The organism is Chitinophaga jiangningensis (assembly GCF_900142605.1).
Classification (GTDB): Bacteria; Bacteroidota; Bacteroidia; order Chitinophagales; family Chitinophagaceae; genus Chitinophaga; species Chitinophaga jiangningensis.
In genome coordinates, this window is sequence record NZ_FRBL01000012.1 from 159,105 (window position 1) to 183,471 (window position 24,367).

A 24,367-nucleotide genomic window follows, 5' to 3' on the forward strand; every position below is an offset into this window, starting at 1 on the left:
TATTTATTTTGTGTAATTACATTCTAGTGCAGAATAGTTATTTTACAGATAGAAACATACGCCATGAAAGTATCCAGGATTACTATCAAAGATTTTCATCAGTTTAAGGATCTCGATCTTGATTTAACGTATCCGGCTGGCCATCCAAAAGCGGGAAAGCCTTTGGATAAAGTGTGTTTTATTGGGCAGAGTGGGACTGGCAAGACGACATTGCTGGAGATGATACCGTTGTTTACGAGTAGATATCATACAAAATCATTTCCGGAGGATAGCGACGATTATCTTGACAAAATTTCTGTTAGTATATCATACGGACATAATTCAGAGTTTAATACCACGGTTGTTGATAAGCTTCTCGATTTTAGAATATGGTCTTGGGATGAATCCCATACTCCAAAGTACGCAGATCAAACCAGAGAATACGATCCCATAGAATACTATAATTTAGAATGGACCAAGAAAATTGCAAGTAAAATTGTCTACCTACCTGCAAATTTAAACTTTGAGATTGATGATATTGAGGATCCAAATTATAGTTATGGGAAAATTGTAGACTTCAGCAAAAGTAATGTGTCTGCAGTTTGGAATCTAATCCTTGATTCAATTCAAAAGTACCATGAGCAGGAATTGCAAATTAGGCAGGATATTTCAAAAGCAGTAGAGCAGGCTCCAAATGATCTGGACGGTATTAGATTGGCTGTAAATAAGCTGGAGCAATGGAAAAAAAGCCAGTTTAATCCAATCGCGGATGTAGCTGACAATTGTTTGGATGCGTTGTTGGCAAATTTCAAGTTAAGAGTAAAAAGAGAGTTTAATTTCAATACTAAAGGAGATATCGGTTTTATTAAAATTGAGGATTTTAATAAAAATGAAATACCGCATCATTTATGGAGTACTGGCACAAAGCAAATTGTACTAAGTTCGCTGCCTTTATATTTGCTTAAACCGCAACATACAATCATTCTAATTGACGAACCCGAGCGCTCTCTGTACCCTGATTTGCAACGGTTAATAATAAACTATTATGCCTCACTTACTAAAGGGTGTCAATTTTTTTATTCAACACATTCCCCAATTATAGCTGCTAGTTTTGAACCCTGGGAAATTGTAGAACTAAAGTTCAATGAGGCTGGTCAAGTATATCGTGACGCCTATTATGAAGGCGAAAACCACGTCGATAACTACTTCATCGATCCACGTTACCTCGACTACGACCTGATTCTTAAAAAAGTATTTGATATGAAAGATACCAATGCTGATCTGAGAACAGAGGCCATTGTCGAAATCACCATGCTGAAGAACCAAATAGATCAATTAAAGGCCGAAGGAAAATTAAAAACCAAAGAAGCAAAGGACATCATCATACGTTATAAAAACCTGGCAAACAAGCTGGCCTGGAAAACCGAATAGGCTTTAATGAAATATATTGATAAGAGTATCATACTCGCCTCAAAATATAAGCAGTGGCTGGATGGCCTGACTGCTAAGGGACAGCAGCATAACAGCTACACATCCTCAAAAGGTAAATATTATTATGATATTATTGCTAACCTGATATGGGTGCAGCAAGGACTTTGTGCATACTCAGAAAGGAGGATGCAGGATCATGGCTTGTGTGCACCTAGCAAATGGTCAGAAGGTAAGTTTGCAAAATTCGAATTTGCGGGTCATCTCGATCATTATGATTGTACATTGAAGAAGGATTATGGTTGGTTGTGGGCAAATTTCTTTTTGATTGATGCTGATATCAATACAAAGTTAAAACGTGATAAAAAGCCTTCAGGATTGCAAAAGCCGGATGCCCCTGATTATGATCCCGCACATTACCTGGAGTATAAATTACCTGAGCACATTTTTGTTCCAAGTCGAATCTTAGCGTTTGATACCCAGGAGCTGATCAATAAAGATATATCTTGCCTCGGCCTGAATTTCCAACCTATAATTGACATCGGGAGGGAGTACTTAGCACCCTATTTATTTGATGTCGAATTTGAAATTCTGTCAATTGATGCGGCAAGAAGAAAGCTTACACAGTTTTTTACAGCTTTTGAGTTGTCCTTACCTATGATTAGGGCATTGTAAATAAAGAATATTTTAGGTTGATGGATGTAAGACATAACCGGACCAACAGCTTCTATGGCCGGTTATGCCTAAGCATAATTTTACTGCCCAGGAATGCAGTCTGCTATATAGCCGCACTCAATCCCCCATCAATTAAATAATTCGCACCCGCAATAAACGTAGCTTCCGGAGAAACAAGAAAGGCCACCAGGTTGGCAATTTCTTCCGGCTCACCCATCCTGCCCAGTGGTACTTCCCCGGAGCGACTCATCACATTTTTAAAGGCTTCACCTACGGTGATATTGGCCGATTCGGCAATGCCCGTAAGGAAGTCCTCCATTAATGGTGTTTTTATGATGCCAGGGGAAACAGCGTTGACCCTGATTCCCTTTGACCCTACTTCAGCGGCTAATGCTTTGCTGTACGCATTCAAGGCTGCTTTAGCGGCGGAATAGGTCATGGTTAACTCCCAAATCGGCTGCCTGGAGGCAATAGTGGAAATATTGACAATGGACCCGCTTTTTTGCGCAATCATTCCCGGTAAAAATGCCTTATTCATCCGTACCGCGGCCATTAAGTTCAATTCAAATTCATTGTGCCAGTGCTCTTCGGTGAGGGTGCTGAAGCTGCCGCCCATACTGAGGTTTGCGCCGGCGTTGTTGATGAGGATGTCTATCTTCCCAAATTTTTCCAATACCTCTTTTGCTATGTTGTCCGCGCTTTCCGGTTTTGCGATGTCCGCCCCAACGAAATAATAACCATTCGGATTTTCTTCCGGTGCAGTTCTGGCAGTTACAATTACGGTAGCCCCGGTACTATGTAATTTGTCTGCAATCGCTTTTCCAATTCCTTTTGTTCCGCCCGTCACCAGGGCAATCTGACCTTTAAGTGAATAACTCATACCTGTTGATTCTTTAAATTTAAAATTTGGATTTAATGTGAAACGATCGTTTCAAAATTGGACAAAAAAATATTTATCGCTTTAACTGGCGTTTTACAAGGTCCGCCATACGTACAATTTTACTTTTATCCTTATGCAGTACCAAGGAATTATACCAACCAACAAAAATACTACCCAGGTAATCGGCGATCACTTCCGGCTTTTCATCATCCGGGATTTCGCCGAGGTCCTGCGCGCTCTTCAACAGGTGGGTGAGCAGCCGATGCCGGTAGTGATCATAGCTGTTTATTACTGCCTGTATCTCCGGTACATCTCCTTCTATTTCAAAGGTAGCTTTCAAACAAAGGCAGCTGTTAGGGTCGGTGGTAATGATATGCACGGCATCATTTATATACAATTCCAGCGCTTTGAGCGGCGATTTGGGACTTTTATAGCGGACCTCCATTTCTTCCATCCGCTCATTGGTATAACGGTGGAGGCAACGTTTAAATAACTCCTGTTTATCGCCAATGGTATTATAAAGACTACTGCTATTGATTTGCATCGCATCCGTCAAATCACGCATAGAAGTAGCTGTATAGCCCTTCCTCCAGAAAACTTCCATTGCTTTCTGCACCGCCTGTTCCTCATTAAATGCAACTAATCTTGCCATGATCCAACAAATGTATAAAAAATTTTGAAACAAGTGTTTTAAAAAGAAATATTTTTGTGGAGACATTGATTTTACGGATTCAGTATTATTCCGGTATGGAAGAGTTCATCAGCTATATAATGCACTTTGGAAACCCTGATAAGCAGGCCATAGATATTATTGCCAGTAAAGCCACGGAGTTAACATTGCGTAAAGGCGAGCACTTTTCAGAAGCAGGGCGTATTCCCAAGCAGGTCGGATTTGTGGTAGAAGGGGTAATACGTGGTTACTATTATGATGATAAAGGAGATGAGATCACCCGTTGCTTTATTAGCGAAGGTAGCCTGGTAGCGGATTATGTAAACTTCGAGGCCAATACACCCACCTCTGAATTTTTGCAGGCCTGTACAGATTGCCGGCTCCTGCTGTTTTCAAAACACAACTGGGAAGACTTATCGCGGGAAATTGAAGGCTGGGATACTATCAAAAATAAAATGGTTCAGCGCTGTATGTACCAGAAATCGCGGAAAGGGCCGGTGATTTCCCAGGATGCCACTACCCGGTATATGACCTTTATGAAAAATTACCCCGCCGTTATCAACCGCGTTCAGCTTGCCCACATTGCCTCGTACCTCGGCGTTACCCAGCAGTCGCTCAGCAGAATCAGAAAAAATATCCGTTAACCCGTTTTTTACCAAATGGTAAATGCTTCCTGCCGAACATCATGCAATTTTACTTCGTCTATTAAACGAATTAAAATGAAAAAAGTATTGATCACAGGAGCTAACAAAGGAATAGGTTTTGAAACAGCGAAACAGCTGTTACAAAAAGGGTTTTATGTCTACCTGGGTAGTCGTGATATTGATAAAGGCATACGTGCAACGGATCAGTTGAAGTCCGCCGGCTTTACCCATCTGGAAGCCATACCGCTGGACGTTACGGACGAACAATCCGTAAAAAACGCCGCTGCGGCTATTAGTCAAAAGACCGGGGTATTGGATGTATTAATCAATAATGCGGGCATCAATGGCGGGCAGGCACCCTATGATGCGCTCCATGCAAATTCCGCACAGTTTTTTGCTGCATTTGCCACCAATGTTGTTGGTGTAGCAAGTGTAACCAATGCCTTTATGAACCTGCTTTCCAAATCCCCGGAGCCAAGAATCGTCAATGTAAGTACCAGCGTAGGCTCGCTTACCTTACAAAGCGACCCTGAGTGGCCTGCGTATAGCTATGCCAGGTATGCTGTTTACGCAGTCTCCAAAGCCGCATTAAATATGTATACCATTCAGCTGGCTTACGAAATGCGTCATACCGCTTTTAAAATAAATGCGGTTTGCCCCGGCTATACAAATACAGACTTCACTTTTAACAACGGGGGACCAGTGGCCACTGCAGCCAGCAGGATTGTTAAATATGCAATGATAGGCCAGGATGGCCCTACCGGTAAATTCTTTAGTGAAGAAACAAATCCTGACACAGGCATAATTCCCTGGTAAAGCATCACGTCACAAGCAGCAAACAACAAGCCTTACCATCTTTCCCCATTGGGTAAGGCTTGTTTAATAAAGAATGGCCGTTTAACTACAATTACTTTACTACCGTAGCTTCCAGCTCAATTGTAAGGGTGGCGAAAAGCTCCTTCACACCAAGCAGGGTAGTAGCTTGTTTAATTCCGTATTGCTGGATGAAGGGAATATATACATCCATACAGGTGGTGAAAAACTCCTGGGTGGAGGTGGTGAATACATTGAGTCTGACAATGTTCTTACATTCATAACCCGCACTGGTGATCAGGTGTTCCAGGTTCTGAATGGTTTGAATGAGTTGTGAACGCATATCTTCATTACTGGGTACGCCATTGGCATCGATAGCAACCTGTCCGGAACAATATAGCGTTCCTTCAATATTTTTTACTTCCACGGCCTGGGCCGAATTCGTTTGTTCGCCCCATTTCCAGGGGTCAATTGTTCTTTTTTCCATTATTAATTCGTTTTGCATATTGAATAGGGCAAAACTACTATGGGGTAATGACAGCCTTATGTCAGGGGTGCTAATCGGACACAAAAAAAATTAATGGTACCTGTCAAAAAATTCCTGCAACTTCATTCCATGGGGTTTAAAGGTCTCTGTTTGTACTTCCAACTTTCTAATCCTGTCTAACCGAAAGTAGCGAAATGACTGCCTTAGCCGGCAGTAAGCGATCAATAGCCAATTTTCCGTACTAAGCAACGCAAAAGGTTCAATCAATCGCGTTGTAAGTTCATTTTGATCATTGATATATTCGATTTTTGTTAGCCGGAAGTTTGTCAGGGCAAATTGCAGATCAGACAGGTTGTTGCTGTTACGTTCCCTTTGCAGATTTTGGTTAAAGCGCGTTCTTTCGGTAAGTAAATTGGCTTTATCTTTCAGCCCATGGCGCAATACTGCCTTTATTTTTTCGATGGCTTCCGTATAATCCCTGATGAGCGAAACGTCTGTGGTTTTTAATACCAGCTGTTCTGCCAATATTAAGGCATAGGCCTGGGCTTCCGTAAACATCACGGGCGGAAGGTTATAGCCTTCCATCAGCGAATAGCCTTTGCCGTCTTCTGTAATAACAGGAACGCCTGCCTGCTCTAATGCCCTGATGTCCCGATAAATAGTGCGGACACTCACCGAATACCTTGCCGCCAGCTCTGTAGCGGTAAGGATACGCTTTGTTTGCAGCTGTAATAAAATGGCAGTAAGCCGAGAAAGCCTGGAGGTATCATTATCATTCATGCGTTTGCACCCGGTATTTTAATACCTTAAAATTAGCAGGTAATTTGGACTTTCCACGAAACTAAGTTTGGACTTTTTAAGCAAGCAGGCCCTGATTTTTATGTTGACCTTTACAACATAAAATATTAATTTCCGTATGGCTTTATTAAGTGACCTGCAATGGCGTTATGCCACGAAGCACATGAACAAAGGAACCGTTCCGCAGGAAAAAGTAGATTATATCTTAGAGGTTGCCAGAGCGGCTCCATCATCTTCCGGATTACAACCCTATAAAATTTTTGTAATCCGCAATGGATCAGCACTTCAACGGCTGAAGGAAGAGGTGTTCCAGGATTATCCCTTTAACCACCAGCAAATTGAAGGCTGTTCCCATTTGCTGGTTTGGGCCGCATGGGATAAATATTCAGAGGAAAGGGTGGGCCGGGTTTTGAGAGAAACGACAGCAGCACGAGGTTTGCCCGATTCATCCGAACCCTATAAACAGCGGCTGCTAAATTTATATGAATCACGGGGTAAGCAATGGCAGGAAAATCATTGTGCCAAACAAGCCTACCTGTCGTTTGGCCTGGCTATTGCGGCAGCGGCAGAATTAAGAGTAGACGCAACACCCATGGAAGGCTTCGACAACACAAAAATGGATGAATTCCTGGGCCTCGGCGATTCCGCATTTAAAAGTGTAGTAGTACTGCCAATTGGATACAGGGATGAACCTTCGGACTGGTTAGTCGGTCTCAAAAAATGGAGAACTGCAAAAGAAGAATTTATCACTGCAATAGATTAAACAGATAAATAGAGAAAACTTGTTTCTTATAAATGACAATGGCATGCGCAATATAGTAAGTCAACCTGATCAGGAATGCTCTGTTATTTCCGGAGAAGAATTTATTCGGGAGCATACTTTCTTTGCCATTAAACGAGGAACTACAAAATGCTTTGATGGGATTACCACCTATATTTTTAATCAAGGCGATTGCGGACTTGTCAGAAAGAACCGCTTATCCAAATACTGTAAGGGAAAAGGGGGGCCAGCGGTGGAAACTACCTTCATTACCTTTGACGAACAATTTCTTAAAAAATTCCAGGCGAGATACCAGCCGGCGCTGTTTGATCTCACATCAAAGGATACATTTTTGCACATCCCCCCGAGCGCTTTGCTATCCAATTTCGTTCATTCGTTTGCCCCCTATTACAAGGCAGACAGAAATATCATCAGCAGTTTTGCCGACGTAAAACGCGAAGAACTATTACTTATCCTGCTAAAGTTTCAGCCGGAATTATCAGGTCTGTTTTTTGATTTTGGCATGCCTGAAAAGCTAAACTTAGAGGCGTTTATGAATCAAAACTTCGTATTTAATGTACATATGGATCATTTTGCGCGACTTACAGGAAGAAGTTTATCGGCTTTTAAGCGGGATTTTAAAGCGATCTTTAATGAAACACCCAGCCGCTGGTTGTTAAAAAAGCGGTTGCAGGAGGCACACTTTCTTATTGAAAAGAAACGGCGAAAGCCTGCTGATATTTACCTTGAACTGGGCTTTGAAACGTTGTCTCATTTTTCCTACGCATTTAAGAAGTACTTTGGACTGGCCCCTACCGCAATTAGCAAAGCGGGGCAATCAACCCCTAAAGCTACTTTAAAGTGACGAAAGCCGCAGGGACCGCCCTGCGGCTTTTTGTTTTCCCTCACTTCACCGGTAGCATGTTCTCCAGATTCACCGGGAAACTATCATACTTATTGTACAACTGCAGGTACTTCGCAGGGTCCACAGGCTGCTCACTCAGAATATCCACCAACCCGCGAAAGAAACCTTCCCTTTTTTCAGCGGGATTAAACAGCAGTGTGAGCACCACCGGCTCATCGGTATCATTGGCAAAGCCGTGGGGCGTAAACCGTGGTGCGTATGCCACTGAGCCGGGCGACAGCTGATGTTTATCGTTGCCGGTAAAAAGGGTGAGTATGCCTTTGTTTACTATAAAGGTTTCATCCATGAAGCGGTGGTAATGCAGCTGCGCTCCAACAGTACGTGGGGCAAGCGTGATTTCGTATACGCCGAGGTGACTGTTGGACATCTCCGTGGTTACCTTAAAAACAAAAGAGGAGCCGCCGAGTTCCAGTCGCTCTCCCTCTCCGGGGTGTAATATGGTGGCGTTGTTAGCGAGTTGATCTTCCAGGTAGTTTATCGTTTTCATAATTGCTGTGTTTTATGAAAACAAAATTCAGGTATGCGCCACTCAAAAACATTTACATATGTTGAGACTTTTGAAAAAACTATAATTCGGCGCGTATGCGGCTCAGCTGTGTAGGGGTGATGCCCAGATAGGAGGCAATTTCATGCTGTTTCAGTCGGTTTTGCAGGGTAGGGAACTGCTGAATGAACGCCATGTAACGACTCTTAGCCGTATCGTAGCGTAGCGATATTTCCTGTGGCTCCTTTTCCAGTACCCAGTGGATTTCCAGGTAGCGGATGTACAAGGCGGCCACGTCAGGATAAAGAGTGGTCAACTTTTTAAACTCATGGAAATTATATTCCAGTACAGTGGTGTTTTCCAGGGCGCGGATGGTAAACTGGCTGGGGCTTTGCGTTAGCAATGCACTCACGGATGCTGCCAGATAGGTTTCCGGAAAGAAACGCTTGATCACTATATCACCATTGGGGGCGGTATAGTATTGCGAGAACAGCCCTTTTACTACAAAGGCTACTTGTCGCGGCACCTGGCCTTCCGCTACCAGCGTTTCATTACGTCTGTAGGTGCGGCTGCTAATGATCTCACCCCATGCCTGCCGGCTTTCGGCCGACAACGGATGGTATTTGGTTACTTTATCCCAGAAATCAGTCATCATGTACGCCTTATTTTCCAATTACTTTTTTGCGGTGCTGCAGGCCCCAGAAATGCAGCTCATCCAGTACCTTCTCCAGCGATAAGCCATGTGGAGTAATGGAATACTCCACCGTTGGCGGAAAGGTATCATACACTTCCCTGGTCACCAGTTTATTGGCTTCCAGGCTTTTCAGCTCCTTTGATAATGTTTTGTCTGTAATCCCGCTGACCTCCCTGGCAATTTGCCGGAAGCGTTTCGGCTTTTCAGACAATGCAAACAAGATAAGCACTTTCCATCTGCCTTCAATTGCTTCTACTGCATCCTTTATGGAGAGCATCGTTTTCGGGCATCCACATTTAGATAACATGAGCAGTTGTTTTACGTTACTATCTATCCGGATAGTGCTTTCCTAAGGGGAAGTAATATCCAATGGATAGTAAAGGTAGGTAATTTTGCTCCATCAAAAACAACAGCAATGACTACTACACCCAAAGTATTAAACGTGCTCCTTTGGATGGCACAGGGAATTTTAGCTGCCACTTTATTATGGGCAGGTTTTATGAAGATATTAGCGCCGCAGGGCCTGCCATTCCCGTGGGTAAAGGAACACCCGCTGCTGGTGGTACTGACCGGTATAACGGACCTCCTGGGAGGGGCAGGCGTGGTATTGCCCGGGTTGCTGCGAATCCTTCCGAAACTGGTGGTGACCGCGGCATATGGGATCATTGCCTTAATGATATCGGCTATTATCTTCCATATCAGCAGAGGTGAAGCCAGCGATATAGGTTTTAATATAGGCATGATCGTTATAGCACTGTTTGTAGCCTGGGGGAGGAGGAGGTACCTGTAATTGAAATTCATCATGTACGCATTGCTCATTAACTAAAGAGAAGCTACATCCGTTACATCTGTGCGAGACCTGCATATATAAATATTTTCAACTTTTTGCCACTATCTGCGTTATAATATTGACACCTGGTAATGTGACCCTGGCTTTCGGCATGCATTCCTTTGCAGTTGTTCCACCTAAAGAAAAAGAAATAATATGAGCCACTATTTCTGTGCGCGGAAAGCTTTGACCATATTGAGCTTACCTGTATGTTGCCTGCTTACAAACAAAGCCTTCGGGCAATACATCTTATCGGATACAACAAATAAAGTATCTGTTCAATACGGAGAAAAAGGTTTTGAATTCCGTACGAGAGATGACAAGTTTCTTCTACAGATTCAGAGCCGGTTTCAGTTTCGTTTCGCTACACCTGAGGATCAGGACCCGGTTACGTACGATGATTTTATGGGAGATAACAAGACTTCTTTCAAAATTAACCGGGCCAGGTTAAAAGTGGGAGGTCACGCATTTAAGCCCTGGATTAAATATTACTGGGAATATGAGTTGAGCCAGTCCAATCTGCTCAACTTTACACTTTCGGTGGAGAAGTGGGAATGGCTCAAATTCCAGGTGGGGCAGTTCAAAGTGGAGTATTCCCGCGAACGCAGGATCAGCAGTGGGGAGCAACAAATGGTGGACAGATCGGTGATTAACCGCCCATTTACCGTTGACCGGCAGCAGGGGGCTGAAATTTATGGCAGACTCAAAGGGAGGGGTGTGGCAGACTTCAATTACTGGTTAGGAGTTTTCACTGGTACCGGTCGTGGCTCTACGCAAAATGATGATAATCACCTGATGTACTTTACTCGTTTACAATGGAATTTTACCGGCGACTACCTGGACTTTGAAGGTAGTGATATCGAAATTCATGAGCGGCCTGCCGGTGTGCTGGCGGTGAATAGTGTAACCAACCGCAGCCCTTATACGCGTTTTTCCCAGGCAGGAGGAGGTTCATTAGAGGGCTATGAAAACGGACTACCGGGGCAATACCGGGTAAACCAGGCAAATGTGGAAACAGCCTTCATGTACAAAGGATTTAGCTGGCAGATGGAGTACCACTGGAAAGAGATTGTGGACAAGCTAAATAACGATGAAACCAATACATTGCATGGTTATTATGTACAGGCTGGTTATTTCTTTCACCAGGCTATCGACTGGTGGCCTGCGCCTTTGGAAGTGGCAGCGCGCAATGCTGGCTATTTTCCTAACAGGGAAGAAGATCAAACAAAGAAAAGGGAAACATCATTGGCATTTAACTGGTTTTTTCACAAGCATAAGAATAAACTCACGATGGAAACCAGCTACTTTAACTACGATAAAACCGGGGATATTCCAGCCAGTGAATGGCGATTCAGACTGCAATGGGATATTTCGCTGTAAGGATAAAAAAGAACGGTGATTCAACTGAATCACCGTTCTTTTTTTAGGTTAATCTTTCTGGAATGCCCGCTGGGCTTCTTTTTGTAAATCATTATATTCCTGTTTACCTACGGAAACACCTACACCGAGTATTGTTCCGCCGGTAAATTTACCCGGACTTTTGTATTCCTGACTTACCGCATCTCCACTGTCAAAACCTACACAAAGCCCATCTCCGGCAAGCGTGAATTTACCTGGTTGTGTTTTCATTGGTCCTTCGGCTACCACTTTATCGTTGATATACAGCTTAGCCTTACCTATCTGTTCACCATGTTCGCCGGTGCTTTCACGGATGAACTCCATACCTAGAGTGTACTTGCCAGGTTTCAGTGCCACACTGGACATGAACTTCTGTTCCGGCTTAATGCCGAGGAAATTGTATACATAATACAACCTGTTATTCTTGATAAACAGGGTATGGCCACCAAAGCGGGAACCGTGCGCAAAGATTACTCCAGATGCATTGGCGTTTTTAATATCCACATCAGCAAGGATCTTATAGGATCTGCCACGGACATTCACGGCCACCCCTTCCGGAACAGGTGCGGTGCCAGGGTAATAAACATAAGTTTCGCGCGGTGCTTCTTCAGATGGTCTTTCAATTGTCAGCACCTCAACCGCGGTCCTATCATCCAATGGCAATACTAGATTTTTTTCGGCTTCCTCCATCCAGTCATTAATGAGCTCCTTTAACTTTTGTGGGTTTTCTTTGGCGAGGTTCTTTGACTCTGAGCGATCTAGATCTACATGATAGAGTTCCCATTCATCCTGGTCAAATTTCCCTTTTCCCGTTAATGGTGCATGCAGCGCTACGGCTTTCCAGCCATCTTTCCATAAGGCTCTTGTTCCAAGCATGGAGTAATATTGTATATGCTTTTTAGTGGGGTCATTTGGTTTGGCATCGAACGTATAACGCATTGATACTCCGGATAACGGATACTGCCCTATGCCATTGAAGGTTGTTGGCATTTCCACGCCACAAACATCCAGAATAGTAGGCATAATATCCGTAGAGTGGTGGTACTGGTTACGAATTTCACCATGTACCTTGATTCCTTTAGGCCAACATATGACCAATGGATCTGCAGTGCCGCCTGCGTATTCACTATAGCGTTTGAACATTTTGTTAGGCGAGGAGAATGCAGCTGCCCATCCTGTTGGATAATGTTCATAGGTATCGGGGCTACCCAGTTTATCCAAATATTTCAGATTTTCAGATAGCTCGTCAGGATAACCATTGAAGAACTTATTTTCGTTTACAGAACCGTTAGGGGAACCTTCTCCAGAGGCACCGTTATCAGCAGCATACAGAATCAAGGTATTATCCAACTGCCCTGTTTTTTCTAAATAATCAATGACACGGCCAACCTGGGCATCCGTATATTCAGAAAATCCTGCATATACTTCTGCCAGGCGGGAGAAGAGTTTTTTCTCGTCTGGTTTCAACTGATCCCATGGTTTCACATAGTCGCCAGGGTTTGCAATATTGGGTGGCAGCGGATTAAAATCGGTAAGCACTGTTCCTGCCGGAATGATACCCTTGGCAATCATGCGAGGTACTACCCATTTTCTGTAAGCATCATATCCATCGTCGAATTTTCCTTTGTATTTGGCAATGTATTCTGCCGGCGCATGATGTGGTGCGTGGTTGGCACCAGGGCAATACCACAGAAACCATGGTTTGGATGGATTGGTGGCTTTTTGATCACGGATAAATTCCATGGCTTTGTCAGCAAGGTCCTTGGAGAGATGATAGCCTTCCTCAGGAGAATAGGGTTGATCCACGAAATGATTATCCTCCGTTAAATCGGGATACCATTGGTTAGTTTCACCGCCGAGGAATCCGTAGTATCGGTCAAAACCCATTTGTACAGGCCATTGTTTCCTGCTGGCGCCAGAAGCAACATCCTGCTCTGGCACGTTGTGGTCTTTACCAATCCAGAATGTACTCCAACCATTTTGCTGCAAAATCTGTCCAATGGTGGCGCATTGCGCGGGGATACGACCGTGTGCTCCAGGAAACCCATCTGCAGCTTCGGTAATAGCAGCATTCCCGGTAAGATGTTGGTTCCGCCCGGTGAGCAGGGTGGCGCGGGTAGGGGAGCAAAGCGCAGTAGTATGCCATTGGGTGTACAACAACCCGCGGTCAGCAAGTTTCTGCAGGGTAGGCATTTGAATTCTTCCACCATAGGGCGACCACGCGGCAATGCCGGTATCATCATATAAGATAAAAAGCACATTCGGTGAGCCGGCAGGCGCTTTCTTCGGTGTGTATGACGCCCAGTCCGCTTTGGAGTCACGCACATCCAGTTTTATAACGCCTTTAAATTGTTCTTTTGTTACTTTTTGGGGATCAGCCTGTGCATTTATTCGCTGGGGTAGTTGCAGGCTGCATAACAACAGCCCTGATGCCGCTACCCGTTTGAGGGTAGCAAAATTTCGACTCCTCATGTTATTTGTTTTTTGGTGATGGTGGACGATATTGGTTATAAGACCTGGTTGTTGGTCAGTTCTACGCACTGACCTGAGGATGCCTGTTGTTATGCTTAAGGAAGGATTGCTGAAGGATATAAAACAACAGAAATTACGAATTGTTGCCTGGCAGGGCCTGTTTATAAAAAAAGCCCGGAACAGGTTAATTGCTGTTCCGGGCCTGCTAAAATGCTTGTATTTACTGCGTCTTCTGGACCTTATACCGCTTATGATAATTCTTTGCGCTTATTTCCAGTATATACGTGCCCGTTGGTAACTTACCAGCCTCCAGCACATATCTCGTCTGCTGCATTTTTACAATGTTACGTACCTGCGCTCTGCCGCTGATATCATACAGCGTGGCGGCGTGCATGGTCACATTTGCCGGCAGTGAATAATAGAGCTGCGACTGAAAAGGATTTGGAAACGCTGCTGCGTCTGCAGTTTTTGATGCAGTTAAGCTACTGCTGCCGGATACAGCATCTGCGCTGGTTTCAAGCAATGCAGCACTGGCCACCGGACCTACAATGCTGAAATTAAATTTCTCCCATGCGTCGATGGTGGTTCGCGTGCAGGTCATCGCAGCGGCACCGTTTTCTGACGATACATACCTGCCGTTGTTGCCTCGCAGTGAAATGGTGCCATCGCTGTGCTGAATCCAGTCGAACTGCTCATAACTGCCCACCGTAGCGCGGTTGCAGGTAATGGCCGTAGCACCGTTTTCAGAAGAAACATATTTAGCCATACTGCGCAGGGAAATTTTTCCGCCGGGTGCTGCCAGTACGCTGAACTGTTCCCATGTTTGCGGTGCTGTGCGGGTGCAACGCATGGCCTGCGTACCATTTTCGCCGCTCACATACAGGTTGTTATTCCCCCTGAGCGTAATCACGGAGCCCACCGGTGCTGTTACCGGGGTGTTGGCAGCAAAGGATATCCAGTTAAGATTAAAACCTCCGGCTACCACTTGCAGTCGTAATGTTTGCTCTCCGGCCGATAGGTTCACCGTGGTGTTGACGGTAGTCCATGTTTGCCAGGCACCGGTTACGGGAAGGGTAGTAGTGGCCAGTACCGTAGTGTCTTTTTTCAGCTGTATGGTGCCGGCGGTAGTTTGACTGGCCACGCGGTATTGCACCGTGTAAGCACCGGCGGATTGCACGTTTACTTTATAGTCTATCCAGTCGCCGGCATCGGTATAGCCCACGTTTAACCCACCGCCTGTATCCGTGGTAGTTTCGGTTTGAATGCCACTCATGGTAGTAAAGTTTTCTGCCTGTACTGTGCCAGGAATGGGAATCGCAGGCGCCGGTCCGGCAGGCACGCCACCCAGCCACAGCAGCCCGTCTATTATGAACTTGTTTTGAATGGCACTGGCAAAAGTGGATGACTTGCCAGTGTTGGTGGAATAGTTCATGTCGTTATGCCCGAAGTTAGCATACAGCATTTTGTAGTTTTTGTTGGTCCATATCACCGGGTAGTAACCGCTGTACCACGACTGATTAGGATCGGTACCCAGCGGGAAGCTGGCCGGATCGATGGAGCAGAGAATGTTGATGTTGCTGTTGTTACGCAGGTCGTTGCTCCAGGAATACCACTCGCTTACAGCACTGGTAAATGTCTGTGGTAATTGCTGCGTGCTGGGATGGGTTTGATCCTCGCAGCGCAGAATAGCCGTGGTAGGCCCCCAAGTATTACTCTGGAAGTTGCCCGACCCCAGGAAGGTATTATTATACCAGCTCCAGGCGCCAGCATTGGTGGTAAAGGCGCATACGTGGAAGCCCATCCAGGCGCCCCCGTTTTGCATGTAAGTTTGGAATGCGGCCCGCTGCGTAGCATTGGTAGGGGCATCGTCGAGAAAGAGCACCACCTGGTATTGCGACAAAAACGTAGCATTCAGGTTGTTCCAGTTGTTGGTAGCCTCGTACGAAAAGTTGTACTGCGCTGCAATACCGGGAAACCACTGGTTAGCTTCCTGCACAAAGTTGATATGCGCAGCATCGTAAGTGCCGTTGTAAAATGCGATCACTTTAAAACGTGGTGTTTGCGCCTGCAAGGTGATATGCGCCAGCAGCACACAACACAGCAGGATACATCGAAAGGCTTTAGTGGAAAGGGACCTGTTTTGTAACATGGAATGAAGGGTTTAAATGGTTATAAAACGTGGAATGGCTCATGGGTGTATCAGTCCGCGCTACAGCAGGCGGCAAACACAAGGTAGCAGGGCTACCGGCAGCACATCGGTGCTGCTATGACTGACTGGATTATTCGGGAGGGTGATGTGTCGTTAGTAAACTTATAAAATATTACTGATACTATTTTTCCTTTTTTAACGTTCCGTCACTATCTATTTATAAATGCCGGGTAAACGTGTATTTTGCACACCTGAAAATAATCAACTTCGTACTTCCCATTCTTTCCAAAACATCCTATCTTCCCGCCGGATTAGCAACCAAAACTATTCAAAGTCATAACCAGGAACTGGTGTATGTGTACTTTAGTGTTCCACTATGAAATTTGTATTCAACCCGGGATACCTCATCATCGGTATCCTCATAACTATATCATCATGGATGCCTGCCACCGCCCAACCCACCGGCCTGGTATTCAATTCATACGACCAGGTGCAGGAAAAGCGGACTTCCCTGGTGCTGAATGGCGGGCAGCCATTGTGTTTGGAGGGGAATGCCAGCCTGTCGTTCGCATTCCGGTTTTTTCCCGACAGGCAGGTGTATTACGGCTACCTGGTGCGACTCATTAACAACCAGCAACAAAATATTGACCTGATCTATAACCACCAGGAGCAACAGTTTACCGTGGTGACGGGCAATACGTTTACACCGCTGCATTTCCGGCTGGACAGTACGGCCCTGTTTCATAACTGGAACACCTGTACGCTGACGTTTAAAGGAAATACATTGCTACTTTCCATCAACGGCAAGCCCTGTGGTTCCGCCCGTATCAATATCTCCGATCCCTGCTACCGCATTGTATTTGGTGCCTGCCGGCTGCCGCACTTCAAAACCAGTGATGTGCCGCCCATGACCATCAGAAACATTTCCATTCAGCAGGCACAACGGCTACGATATTACTGGCCGCTGAATGAGCTGAGTGGCAACCAGGCACTGGATAGTTTGCAGGGTGTAACCGCCACCGTTACCAACCCGGTGTGGGCAAAGCCGCTGCACCAGCACTGGCAGCTGTTACAGACTTTACGTGTAACCGGCAACGGTAGTTACGCCTTCGATCCTGCTGAAGAAGCCATTCATATCATCGGGCAGGATACGGTGTACCGGTTTTTGGTGCGCGACCGTTCGTTGGCGCGACTACCAGTGGCGCAGCCCGTGTACCTTTCGCCCGGATACCAGGCGGCATTTGATCCCGGCAGTCGCACACTCTATAGCGTACACGTAGATCAAAAGGAACTGGCAGGCTGGCTCCCGGATAAACGGCAATGGTCCAGGCCTTTCGACTCCGCCGGCCTTACCAGCTACTGGCAAACGAGTAAGTTCATCCGCCAGGCGGACAGTAGCCTGTACATCATCGGTGGCTACGGGCAGCTCACCTATAAAAAAACAATCCAGCGGTTTTCCTTGGCTACCGGTTTATGGGGAGATGTAAAGGTCGCCGGAGAAGCCCTGCGGCCCCGCTACCTGGCAGCTGTGGGCACCTCCTCCGCCGGTGATACCGCGTATATCCTTGGGGGTTATGGCAGCGACAACGGCGAACAAATGCTCAACCCGAAATATTATTACGACCTGCTCCGCTACGATGTTAAGCACAGCGTGATAGAGAAAGTTTATGATTTCGGCGAACCGGAAGATGCCTTCGTATTCGCTTCCTCCATGGTGGTAAACACCGCAGAAAACAGCTTCTATGCGCTGGCCTTCCCCAATGATCGCTACCAGTCCAGGCTGCAGCTGGTGAAAGGCTCACTCAGCCAGGCGGATTTTACGAACCTGGCAGACACCATTCCTTACGCTTTCCTGGACAACAGGTCCGGAGCCGACCTGTACTATTGCGCCCGCACGCAGCAGCTCCTCGCCGTTACCCAGATCATGGACAAGGACCAGCACACGGATATACGCATTTACTCCCTGGCATTCCCGGCAGAGCAGGTATCCGCAATGGCTACATCCTCGGAGAAATACGCTCTGCGCGGGTGGTGGGCAGGAGTGATCGTACTTTCCATGTGTATGGGGGTATTCGTGCTATACAGGAGGCGGCGTCGTAAAGTGGTACCGCCAGGGGCCAACGTGGCATCCGCCGAAGCCACTGCGCCGGAAGGCACTGACATCTCCCTGAAAAATGAAATAACCCCTGCTACCCATACAACGGAGGAAGATGCAACTGCGGTTACAACTGAGCCTGTTGCAATTGCAGGCGACCAAACCTCAGAGGAAACCGCCGCCAGTCAAACCGACAAGGCCCTGTTTCGCCTGTTCGGGGAATTCCAGGTGCTGGATAAAAACGGTAACGTGCTCACACACCTGTTTTCGCCGTTGCTCAAAGAAATGTTCCTGCTGATAACCATTCATACGCTGTGGTCCGGCAAGGGCGTGTCCACCGGCAAGCTGTATGAAATCCTCTGGGCCGACAAATCCGACCGCGATGCGCGCAATAACAGGTCTGTTAACATGGTGAAACTGAAAGGCATTTTTGAGAAGGTCGGCAACATCTCCGTGGTGAAAGAAGAGCACCAGTGGCGCGTTAACTATGATCCGGAAAGCGTGGAAGTAGACCTGGGCGTGTTTATGACGCTGATTAACCAGGCAACGCTGCAACCGGCGGAACTGCAAACCCTGATCGGCATCATCCGGGAAGGGGGCTTCCTGTTTCGCACCGATTACTTCTGGCTGGAAGATATTAAATCCAACCTTACATCCAGGGCGCTGGATGTGCTGCAGGTGCAGCTGGAACAGTTGATTACTACGGTTACGCCTGAACTGATTATTGAAACCGCTAATACAATTCTGATACTGGACCCGTTGCATGAAGCGGCGCTAAAGGCTAAATGTACGGCCATGATCCGGCAAGGCCGGCCGTCGCTGGCTAAGGCAGCCTATGAAAAGTTTTTTAAAGACTACTCGCATATGTACGGCGAAAAATTCCCCGTTTCTTTCCAGGATATCATTTCCTGAAGACTTTTTTTGAAAAAATACCCCTGTTAACCGGCAGTTAATGCCGCTGTTAATGCTTTTGTTATCGCCTACCGCATTGATTTGCAGTATTAATTCCCGTTTGATTTCAGCTACCACGTTGTATACCGCTATTCCACGCTGGCCATTCCATACTACCGGAGGCCAGGCAATCAGGTCCACTGAAATTAATACCACGTTTTCCTGAGTTTTAATTTTTAATTATCAACCAATTATGAAAGCTTTACTGTCAATCGTCCTTTTGCTGTGTTGCGTTGAGGTAATGGCACAGCGCACCCTGATCAGGGGAAAGGCCACGGATGAAAAGAACAATCCCTTACCAGGGGTCAGCATCATGGTGAAGGATTCCCGAAACGGGGTAGCCACCGCAGAAGACGGCTCTTTCTCCATTTACGTTACTGACCCGCAAAACACGGTACTGCGTGCTACCATGACAGGCTACGAGCCGCAGGAAACCATCCTGCGTGGCCGCACTTCCATCCAGTTTTCACTGAATACTTCCGCTATTAATCTCAAAAATGTAGTCGTAACCGGCGCGATGGGCATTAACCGCACCTCCAAATCCATTGGCTATGCTACACAATCCGTAAACCCTGAAAACCTCACTGAAGCCAGGGACCTCAACATCGTAAATGGGCTGGCCGGTAAAGTGGCGGGCTTGCAGGTAACGGGCACGGGGCAGCCCGGCTCCTCCAGCAGGGTCATTATCCGTGGTGAAAATTCGCTGACACAAAACAACCAGCCACTGTGGGTAGTGGATGGTGTTCCTATCAATAACGACATGGGTGACGGACGCGATAATCTCGATTTTGGAAATGGTGCGGCCGACCTGAACCCGGACGATATCGCCAGCATCCAGGTGCTGCAAGGGCCCAACGCCGCTGCACTGTACGGTTCCAGGGCGGCCAACGGCGCTATTTTGGTGACTACCAAAAAAGGTAAAATCAACGACGGCAACCTGGGCATCGCCATTAACCAGAACACGCAAATGAACTCCATCGCGGAGTTTCCGGAGTACCAGAATGTATACGGGGAAGGCGCCAACGGCTTTATGGTGGGCAATGGCAATAACATTGTACCGGGAACCGGTGCCGTGAAAATGGGCCTCAATGGATCTACCTGGGGCATGCCAATGCTGGGGCAGCCGTATAACGACTTCTCCGGCAAACCCATTGCCGGTGGCTACAGGCCTCACCCGGACAACATTACATCGTTTTATCAGCCCAGTGTTACCAATGTCAGCAACATCTCCATGGCCAAAGCGGATGCGGTGTCGGCACTGCGTTTATCCTATACGTTTACTGCCAGTGACGATGTGCTGAAAAATCAAAATAAGATTATCAAACATAACGTGGCCCTCACCGGCAGCCGTAAGTTTGGCAACTTCCTGAACATCGATGCCCGCGTGATGTACACCAACCAGGATACAAAAAACCGCACCTACCGCAACCTGGACCCTTCCAGTCCCATGGCCGCCTATGTATACCTGCCCCGTAGTGTGGACGTGAACGCGCTGGACCCCTGGAAGGATGCCTTTGGTAATTCCTTTTCTCTCGGCTCTGTGAGCAGCGTGGAAAATCCGTTATGGATGCTGTATGAAAACGAAAACCGGGATCAGTCGCACCGATGGCTGGCAGGTATAACGGCAACGGCTAAACTGACTTCAAAACTGAATTTTCGTTTGCAGGCCTCGTCGGATATGAAAACCACCAGCTTTTACCAGTACAGGGAGTTAGGTGGACTGCGTACCCCCAACGGGTTTTATTCCAACAGCAACCAGCAGAATACCATGTGGAACTACCAGGGGATGCTGATGTATAATAATAAAGTAAATCAATCATTGAACATAGCGATTAACGCAGGGGCGGAGTATGTAACATTTAACAACCAGTTTCGCGGTGCCAGTATAGCCTCCCTGCTGGTGCACGATATGCCCAGCATCCAGAACAGTACTGCGTTTCCGGCGGCTACTGAGTCGCTGGTACGTTCCAATGTGCAGTCTGTTTATGGAGATGCTACCGTCAGCTGGCGGGATTTTCTCTTCCTGAACCTCACGGGCCGCAATGACTGGTCGTCCACGCTGCCGGCGAAGAATAACAACTACTTTTATCCATCCGTGAATGCCAGCTTTGTGTTTTCGAATTTCCTGAAGGAGGGGAGTGTGCTGAACTACGGTAAGGTACGTGCCTCTGTTGCGCAGGTGGGCAATGCGGCGCCGCCACAATCACTGCTCACTACCTATACCTACGGCGGTTTATTTCTTGGTAACCCTTACCTCAACTATGGCAATAACAACCAGTTGAATAACGGTGAGCTGATGCCGGAAAAAACGTTGTCGCGCGAGGCAGGTGTGGAGCTGGCATTTTTCCGCAGCAGGTTACAGCTGACCGCTAACGTATACCAGTCCAATACCACTAACCAGATCATCCGCCCACAGATTCCCAATGAAACCGGGTTTTCCACGCGTATCCTCAACGCTGGTGAAATGCGTAACAGGGGAGTGGAGGTCAGTACCAATATTGCGGCGGTACAATCTAAAAAGCTAAAAGTAAATGTGCTGGCTAACTGGTCCATGAACCGGAACAAGGTGTTATCGCTGGTGCCGAACATCAACATCCTGGCGCTGGGTACTAACCTGGGTGCTACGGTGAACGCTATTGTAGGCCAGCAGTATGGCGTGCTTACGGGCAATGCGCCTTACCGGGTGCATGATACACTGATTGTAAATCCTTCCAATGGCAGAACCATTGCGGACCCTAATGTGGTGCTGGGTAACTTTCATCCGGACTGGATCGGCTCCCTGGGTACGCAGTTGAAATATGGGCCGGTGGACCTTTCCGTATTGTTTACCGTAAAGATGGGTGGCGTGATTTACTCTGCCTCCTATGGCCGCGCCAACTTTGCCGGCACTACCGCAGCCAGCCTGTATGGCCGGGATGAGTTTCTTTTCAGCAACGTAATACTCGGTGAAAATGATGCAGAGCGCATGGGTACCGGACAAGCCACCAGTAAGGGTAATACGGTTTATGGAGATAAGGACCGCCCCAAAGGAGCACGTTACCCCAATGCCTACTTCCCGCTGACGGACAGCAAAGGCGTGATACTGCTGGATGCCAAAGGCAGAATGATGGTGGGAAAGAAAAGCGACATCTGGATGAATCCTACGGCTTATAACAGTGATATGGTGCTGAATAATACACCTGCCATTACGTTTGACGCTTCCAACATCCGGCTGAGTGAGTTGATCTGCGGATACACCCTACCGGTGAAGTACATACGTAGTACGCCGGTGAAGAGCTTACGCCTGGCATTTGTAGGCCGTAACCTCTGGACTATTTTCAAAAACACGCCGCGGGGAATTGATCCGGAGGCCGCCAACACTTCCGGGAATGCGCAGGGGATTGAGTCCGGCGGTTCCTTCCCTTATTCGATCTATGGCTTTGACCTGAAAGTTACTTTTTAAACCACACGTATGAAACGACTATATATTTTTCTGTTGCTGCTGAGTACCGGTTACGGCTGTACGAAAGATTTCAGCAGTCTGAATACCGACCCTACGCAGTTTACAGCGGTGGCCCCGGAAGCCTCCCTGCTGGCGGCCGTCAAGAACCTGAATACACGTTTAGCGGATTATAATACCACCAAATACTGGGACCTGGGGCATTTGCTTTGTCAGCAGGCCAACCGCTATGATGTTACGGACCAGGGCATGTGGCAAACCATGTTCCAGGGCGTGCTGGGAAATTTAAACCAGGTGCTGGTGAATTATGGTAAGGATACGCTTTACAATAACCGGGTGCAGGTGGCGCGTATACTTCACGCCTATACGTATTCCATATTGGCGGGCAACTACGGCCCCGTGCCGCTGTACCAGGCGAACAACCCGGAATACCTGTCCACCATTGCTTTCGACAATGAGGATACCGTTTACACTTACGTGATGAATACCCTGAAAGATGCGGCTGCAAAAATAAACCTGAACGGGGATAAGCTGAAATACGATGCGGTGTACAACGGTAATCTGCAATCTTGGGTGAAGTTTGCCAACACGCTGCGGCTGAAAATAGGTTTGCGGATACAGCGTAACCTGCCGGACCTGGCCGCCAGCCATATCCGCGAGGTGATGGCCAACGAGGCGCTTATCATCAATGCAGAAACAGAAACGGCGAAGATGCTGTTTGAAAATGTAAACAATAATGAAAGCCCGTATTTCATTAAATATATTAAGTCCAACCAGTACTTTCCGTATGCGCCGAATGCTACCAACCAGGCGCCGAAGCTAAGTGAGTTCCTGTTTACTTTCTTCAGGTCGTATAAGGACCCGCGGCTGATGGTGTATTACGACTCCGTGCCGCTGGCCAGCCGCATGCTGTTGCAGGATACACTTACCAGTACGGCGGACGATTCCCTGCGGATTGTGACCTATCCTATACCGTACCTGGGGTTAGCAAAAGCGAACACCAAGTTATCAGGCTGGTCGTCGCTGGGTGGTTTACCGGATATCATTGGCGGCAGCAACATCAATGCTTTTTCCAATGCCAACCCGGTGATATTGCAGGCGGGGAGGCCGTTTGTGATGTTGTCGTACGCGGAGGCGTTGTTTTTAAAGGCTGAAGCCGCGCAAACGGGCTATGGTGGCAGTCGCAGCGCGGAGCAGTATTATTATGCCGGTATCGACGCCAACTTCGCCTACTGGAATATCAGCAATTCCTTGCGTGATGAATATAAAAGCAGGGATGGTATAAAATGGGGAACTACCGGCAAAGGGTTTAGCAATTACCTGAGTCTGACTACCACCGATATCTCTGCGGATGGCAACACCAAGATCTGGATGCAGCGCTGGCTGAACTACTTTCCTGACGGGGGCTTTGACTGCTGGACGCTGGAGCGCCAGACGCGGGTTTTCCGTCTCCCCCCACATACCAATCCTGGCGGGTATTCCAGTTATTCGCCCAATCCTACGTATTCGGATGTGCCGGGCAGGGCGTCGTATCCCATGTCGGTAGTGAATCTTAATCCCATTGGTTACCAGGGGGCTATCCGGGAGATGGGAGCCACGCGCGGCGATGATTACGATATCTATCAGCCATTGCACTTTGCAGCGCCCTATAATGTGCCCGAATGGGATAAGGTGGACGCCCGCTACGACTACCGTTTCATCCAGAAATGGTATGGCAGCACCATCGAAGAACTGAAGCAGGCAGCGGCCGCGGGAGGATTCAGGTATACGCTTATTCAAACTTATCGTCCTTAAAAA

The 24,367-nt window shown here is 47.1% G+C and carries 20 protein-coding genes; 11 read left to right on the forward strand and 9 right to left on the reverse strand.

What is annotated here, in order from left to right; genetic code table 11:
• Window positions 1-63: 63 nt before the first annotated feature.
• Together BUB18_RS26930 and BUB18_RS26935 are read left to right on the forward strand one after the other, a co-directional pair.
• A complete protein-coding gene (locus BUB18_RS26930) occupies window positions 64-1,410 on the forward strand; it encodes an AAA family ATPase (protein ID WP_073087140.1) in 1,347 nt (448 codons plus the stop codon).
• A 6-nt stretch (window positions 1,411-1,416) separates the two neighbouring features.
• The gene (locus BUB18_RS26935; RefSeq protein ID WP_073087142.1) at window positions 1,417-2,082 is read left to right on the forward strand and encodes a hypothetical protein; all 666 of its coding nucleotides are present in this window, start codon (window positions 1,417-1,419) and stop codon (window positions 2,080-2,082) included.
• Window positions 2,083-2,185: 103 nt separating this feature from the next.
• On the opposite strand, the gene BUB18_RS26940 is transcribed toward BUB18_RS26935, so the two are convergent.
• Complete coding sequence (locus BUB18_RS26940) at window positions 2,186-2,962, reverse strand: SDR family oxidoreductase (protein WP_073087143.1); 777 nt, start codon at window positions 2,960-2,962, stop codon at window positions 2,186-2,188.
• 73 nt (window positions 2,963-3,035) lie between these two features.
• Entirely contained in the window at window positions 3,036-3,614 is a 579-nt protein-coding gene (locus BUB18_RS26945; RefSeq protein ID WP_073087145.1) for a TetR/AcrR family transcriptional regulator, read from the reverse strand.
• Window positions 3,615-3,670: 56 nt separating this feature from the next.
• Between BUB18_RS26945 and BUB18_RS26950 the strand changes: the two genes are divergently transcribed.
• Both BUB18_RS26950 and BUB18_RS26955 read left to right on the forward strand, forming a co-directional pair.
• Window positions 3,671-4,276, forward strand: a complete 606-nt coding sequence (locus BUB18_RS26950) for a Crp/Fnr family transcriptional regulator (RefSeq protein ID WP_218588115.1) — start codon at window positions 3,671-3,673, stop codon at window positions 4,274-4,276.
• 75 nt (window positions 4,277-4,351) lie between these two features.
• A complete protein-coding gene (locus tag BUB18_RS26955) occupies window positions 4,352-5,092 on the forward strand; it encodes an SDR family NAD(P)-dependent oxidoreductase (protein WP_073087147.1) in 741 nt (246 codons plus the stop codon).
• Between the two features lie 91 nt (window positions 5,093-5,183).
• On the opposite strand, the gene BUB18_RS26960 is transcribed toward BUB18_RS26955, so the two are convergent.
• Together BUB18_RS26960 and BUB18_RS26965 are read right to left on the reverse strand one after the other, a co-directional pair.
• Window positions 5,184-5,576, reverse strand: a complete 393-nt coding sequence (locus BUB18_RS26960) for a RidA family protein (protein ID WP_073087149.1) — start codon at window positions 5,574-5,576, stop codon at window positions 5,184-5,186.
• Window positions 5,577-5,666: 90 nt separating this feature from the next.
• Window positions 5,667-6,356 (reverse strand): helix-turn-helix transcriptional regulator, encoded by a 690-nt coding sequence (locus BUB18_RS26965; RefSeq protein ID WP_073087151.1) that lies wholly within the window; start codon window positions 6,354-6,356, stop codon window positions 5,667-5,669.
• Window positions 6,357-6,492: 136 nt separating this feature from the next.
• Here BUB18_RS26965 and BUB18_RS26970 point away from each other — a divergent pair, with 136 nt between their 5' ends.
• Complete coding sequence (locus BUB18_RS26970; protein WP_073087153.1) at window positions 6,493-7,137, forward strand: nitroreductase family protein; 645 nt, start codon at window positions 6,493-6,495, stop codon at window positions 7,135-7,137.
• Window positions 7,138-7,180: 43 nt separating this feature from the next.
• Window positions 7,181-7,999 carry a helix-turn-helix domain-containing protein gene (locus BUB18_RS26975; RefSeq protein ID WP_073087155.1) on the forward strand — a complete coding sequence of 273 codons (819 nt, stop codon included), beginning with the start codon at window positions 7,181-7,183 and terminating at the stop codon, window positions 7,997-7,999.
• A 40-nt stretch (window positions 8,000-8,039) separates the two neighbouring features.
• Here BUB18_RS26975 and BUB18_RS26980 read toward each other — a convergent pair whose 3' ends face one another.
• From BUB18_RS26980 to BUB18_RS26990, 3 genes are all read right to left on the reverse strand, one after another.
• On the reverse strand, window positions 8,040-8,546 hold the full coding sequence (locus BUB18_RS26980) for a cupin domain-containing protein (RefSeq protein ID WP_073087157.1): 507 nt from the start codon (window positions 8,544-8,546) through the stop codon (window positions 8,040-8,042).
• A 79-nt stretch (window positions 8,547-8,625) separates the two neighbouring features.
• A complete protein-coding gene (locus BUB18_RS26985; RefSeq protein ID WP_083550873.1) occupies window positions 8,626-9,198 on the reverse strand; it encodes a Crp/Fnr family transcriptional regulator in 573 nt (190 codons plus the stop codon).
• A 7-nt stretch (window positions 9,199-9,205) separates the two neighbouring features.
• Complete coding sequence (locus BUB18_RS26990; RefSeq protein ID WP_073087159.1) at window positions 9,206-9,544, reverse strand: winged helix-turn-helix transcriptional regulator; 339 nt, start codon at window positions 9,542-9,544, stop codon at window positions 9,206-9,208.
• Window positions 9,545-9,652: 108 nt separating this feature from the next.
• On the opposite strand from BUB18_RS26990, the gene BUB18_RS26995 reads away from it, so the two are divergent.
• Both BUB18_RS26995 and BUB18_RS27000 read left to right on the forward strand, forming a co-directional pair.
• Entirely contained in the window at window positions 9,653-10,027 is a 375-nt protein-coding gene (locus BUB18_RS26995) for a DoxX family protein (RefSeq protein WP_073087161.1), read from the forward strand.
• 195 nt (window positions 10,028-10,222) lie between these two features.
• The gene (locus BUB18_RS27000) at window positions 10,223-11,446 is read left to right on the forward strand and encodes an OprO/OprP family phosphate-selective porin (protein WP_073087163.1); all 1,224 of its coding nucleotides are present in this window, start codon (window positions 10,223-10,225) and stop codon (window positions 11,444-11,446) included.
• A 48-nt stretch (window positions 11,447-11,494) separates the two neighbouring features.
• On the opposite strand, the gene BUB18_RS27005 is transcribed toward BUB18_RS27000, so the two are convergent.
• Both BUB18_RS27005 and BUB18_RS27010 read right to left on the reverse strand, forming a co-directional pair.
• Window positions 11,495-13,936 carry an arylsulfatase gene (locus tag BUB18_RS27005; protein WP_083550876.1) on the reverse strand — a complete coding sequence of 814 codons (2,442 nt, stop codon included), beginning with the start codon at window positions 13,934-13,936 and terminating at the stop codon, window positions 11,495-11,497.
• Window positions 13,937-14,156: 220 nt separating this feature from the next.
• Window positions 14,157-16,085, reverse strand: a complete 1,929-nt coding sequence (locus BUB18_RS27010; RefSeq protein WP_083550878.1) for a carbohydrate-binding protein — start codon at window positions 16,083-16,085, stop codon at window positions 14,157-14,159.
• A gap of 376 nt (window positions 16,086-16,461) precedes the next feature.
• Between BUB18_RS27010 and BUB18_RS27015 the strand changes: the two genes are divergently transcribed.
• The 3 genes from BUB18_RS27015 (at window position 16,462) to BUB18_RS27025 (ending at window position 24,364) form a co-directional block, all read left to right on the forward strand.
• The gene (locus BUB18_RS27015) at window positions 16,462-19,092 is read left to right on the forward strand and encodes a hypothetical protein (protein WP_073087165.1); all 2,631 of its coding nucleotides are present in this window, start codon (window positions 16,462-16,464) and stop codon (window positions 19,090-19,092) included.
• 232 nt (window positions 19,093-19,324) lie between these two features.
• On the forward strand, window positions 19,325-22,573 hold the full coding sequence (locus tag BUB18_RS27020) for a SusC/RagA family TonB-linked outer membrane protein (protein WP_083550881.1): 3,249 nt from the start codon (window positions 19,325-19,327) through the stop codon (window positions 22,571-22,573).
• A gap of 9 nt (window positions 22,574-22,582) precedes the next feature.
• On the forward strand, window positions 22,583-24,364 hold the full coding sequence (locus BUB18_RS27025) for a SusD/RagB family nutrient-binding outer membrane lipoprotein (protein WP_073087169.1): 1,782 nt from the start codon (window positions 22,583-22,585) through the stop codon (window positions 24,362-24,364).
• Window positions 24,365-24,367 lie beyond the last annotated feature (3 nt).

Excerpts from the sequence above, each read along its gene's own strand:
- BUB18_RS26930 (WP_073087140.1), top strand. The coding sequence starts at position 64 with ATGAAAGTATCCAGGATTACTATCAAAGATTTTCATCAGTTTAAGGAT.
- BUB18_RS26935 (WP_073087142.1), top strand. The coding sequence starts at position 1,417 with ATGAAATATATTGATAAGAGTATCATACTCGCCTCAAAATATAAGCAG.
- BUB18_RS26940 (WP_073087143.1), bottom strand. The coding sequence starts at position 2,962 with ATGAGTTATTCACTTAAAGGTCAGATTGCCCTGGTGACGGGCGGAACA.
- BUB18_RS26945 (WP_073087145.1), bottom strand. The coding sequence starts at position 3,614 with ATGGCAAGATTAGTTGCATTTAATGAGGAACAGGCGGTGCAGAAAGCA.
- BUB18_RS26955 (WP_073087147.1), top strand. The coding sequence starts at position 4,352 with ATGAAAAAAGTATTGATCACAGGAGCTAACAAAGGAATAGGTTTTGAA.
- BUB18_RS26960 (WP_073087149.1), bottom strand. The coding sequence starts at position 5,576 with ATGGAAAAAAGAACAATTGACCCCTGGAAATGGGGCGAACAAACGAAT.
- BUB18_RS26965 (WP_073087151.1), bottom strand. The coding sequence starts at position 6,356 with ATGAATGATAATGATACCTCCAGGCTTTCTCGGCTTACTGCCATTTTA.
- BUB18_RS26970 (WP_073087153.1), top strand. The coding sequence starts at position 6,493 with ATGGCTTTATTAAGTGACCTGCAATGGCGTTATGCCACGAAGCACATG.
- BUB18_RS26975 (WP_073087155.1), top strand. The coding sequence starts at position 7,181 with ATGCGCAATATAGTAAGTCAACCTGATCAGGAATGCTCTGTTATTTCC.
- BUB18_RS26980 (WP_073087157.1), bottom strand. The coding sequence starts at position 8,546 with ATGAAAACGATAAACTACCTGGAAGATCAACTCGCTAACAACGCCACC.
- BUB18_RS26985 (WP_083550873.1), bottom strand. The coding sequence starts at position 9,198 with ATGATGACTGATTTCTGGGATAAAGTAACCAAATACCATCCGTTGTCG.
- BUB18_RS26990 (WP_073087159.1), bottom strand. The coding sequence starts at position 9,544 with ATGTTATCTAAATGTGGATGCCCGAAAACGATGCTCTCCATAAAGGAT.
- BUB18_RS26995 (WP_073087161.1), top strand. The coding sequence starts at position 9,653 with ATGACTACTACACCCAAAGTATTAAACGTGCTCCTTTGGATGGCACAG.
- BUB18_RS27000 (WP_073087163.1), top strand. The coding sequence starts at position 10,223 with ATGAGCCACTATTTCTGTGCGCGGAAAGCTTTGACCATATTGAGCTTA.
- BUB18_RS27005 (WP_083550876.1), bottom strand. The coding sequence starts at position 13,936 with ATGAGGAGTCGAAATTTTGCTACCCTCAAACGGGTAGCGGCATCAGGG.
- BUB18_RS27010 (WP_083550878.1), bottom strand. The coding sequence starts at position 16,085 with ATGTTACAAAACAGGTCCCTTTCCACTAAAGCCTTTCGATGTATCCTG.
- BUB18_RS27015 (WP_073087165.1), top strand. The coding sequence starts at position 16,462 with ATGAAATTTGTATTCAACCCGGGATACCTCATCATCGGTATCCTCATA.
- BUB18_RS27020 (WP_083550881.1), top strand. The coding sequence starts at position 19,325 with ATGAAAGCTTTACTGTCAATCGTCCTTTTGCTGTGTTGCGTTGAGGTA.
- BUB18_RS27025 (WP_073087169.1), top strand. The coding sequence starts at position 22,583 with ATGAAACGACTATATATTTTTCTGTTGCTGCTGAGTACCGGTTACGGC.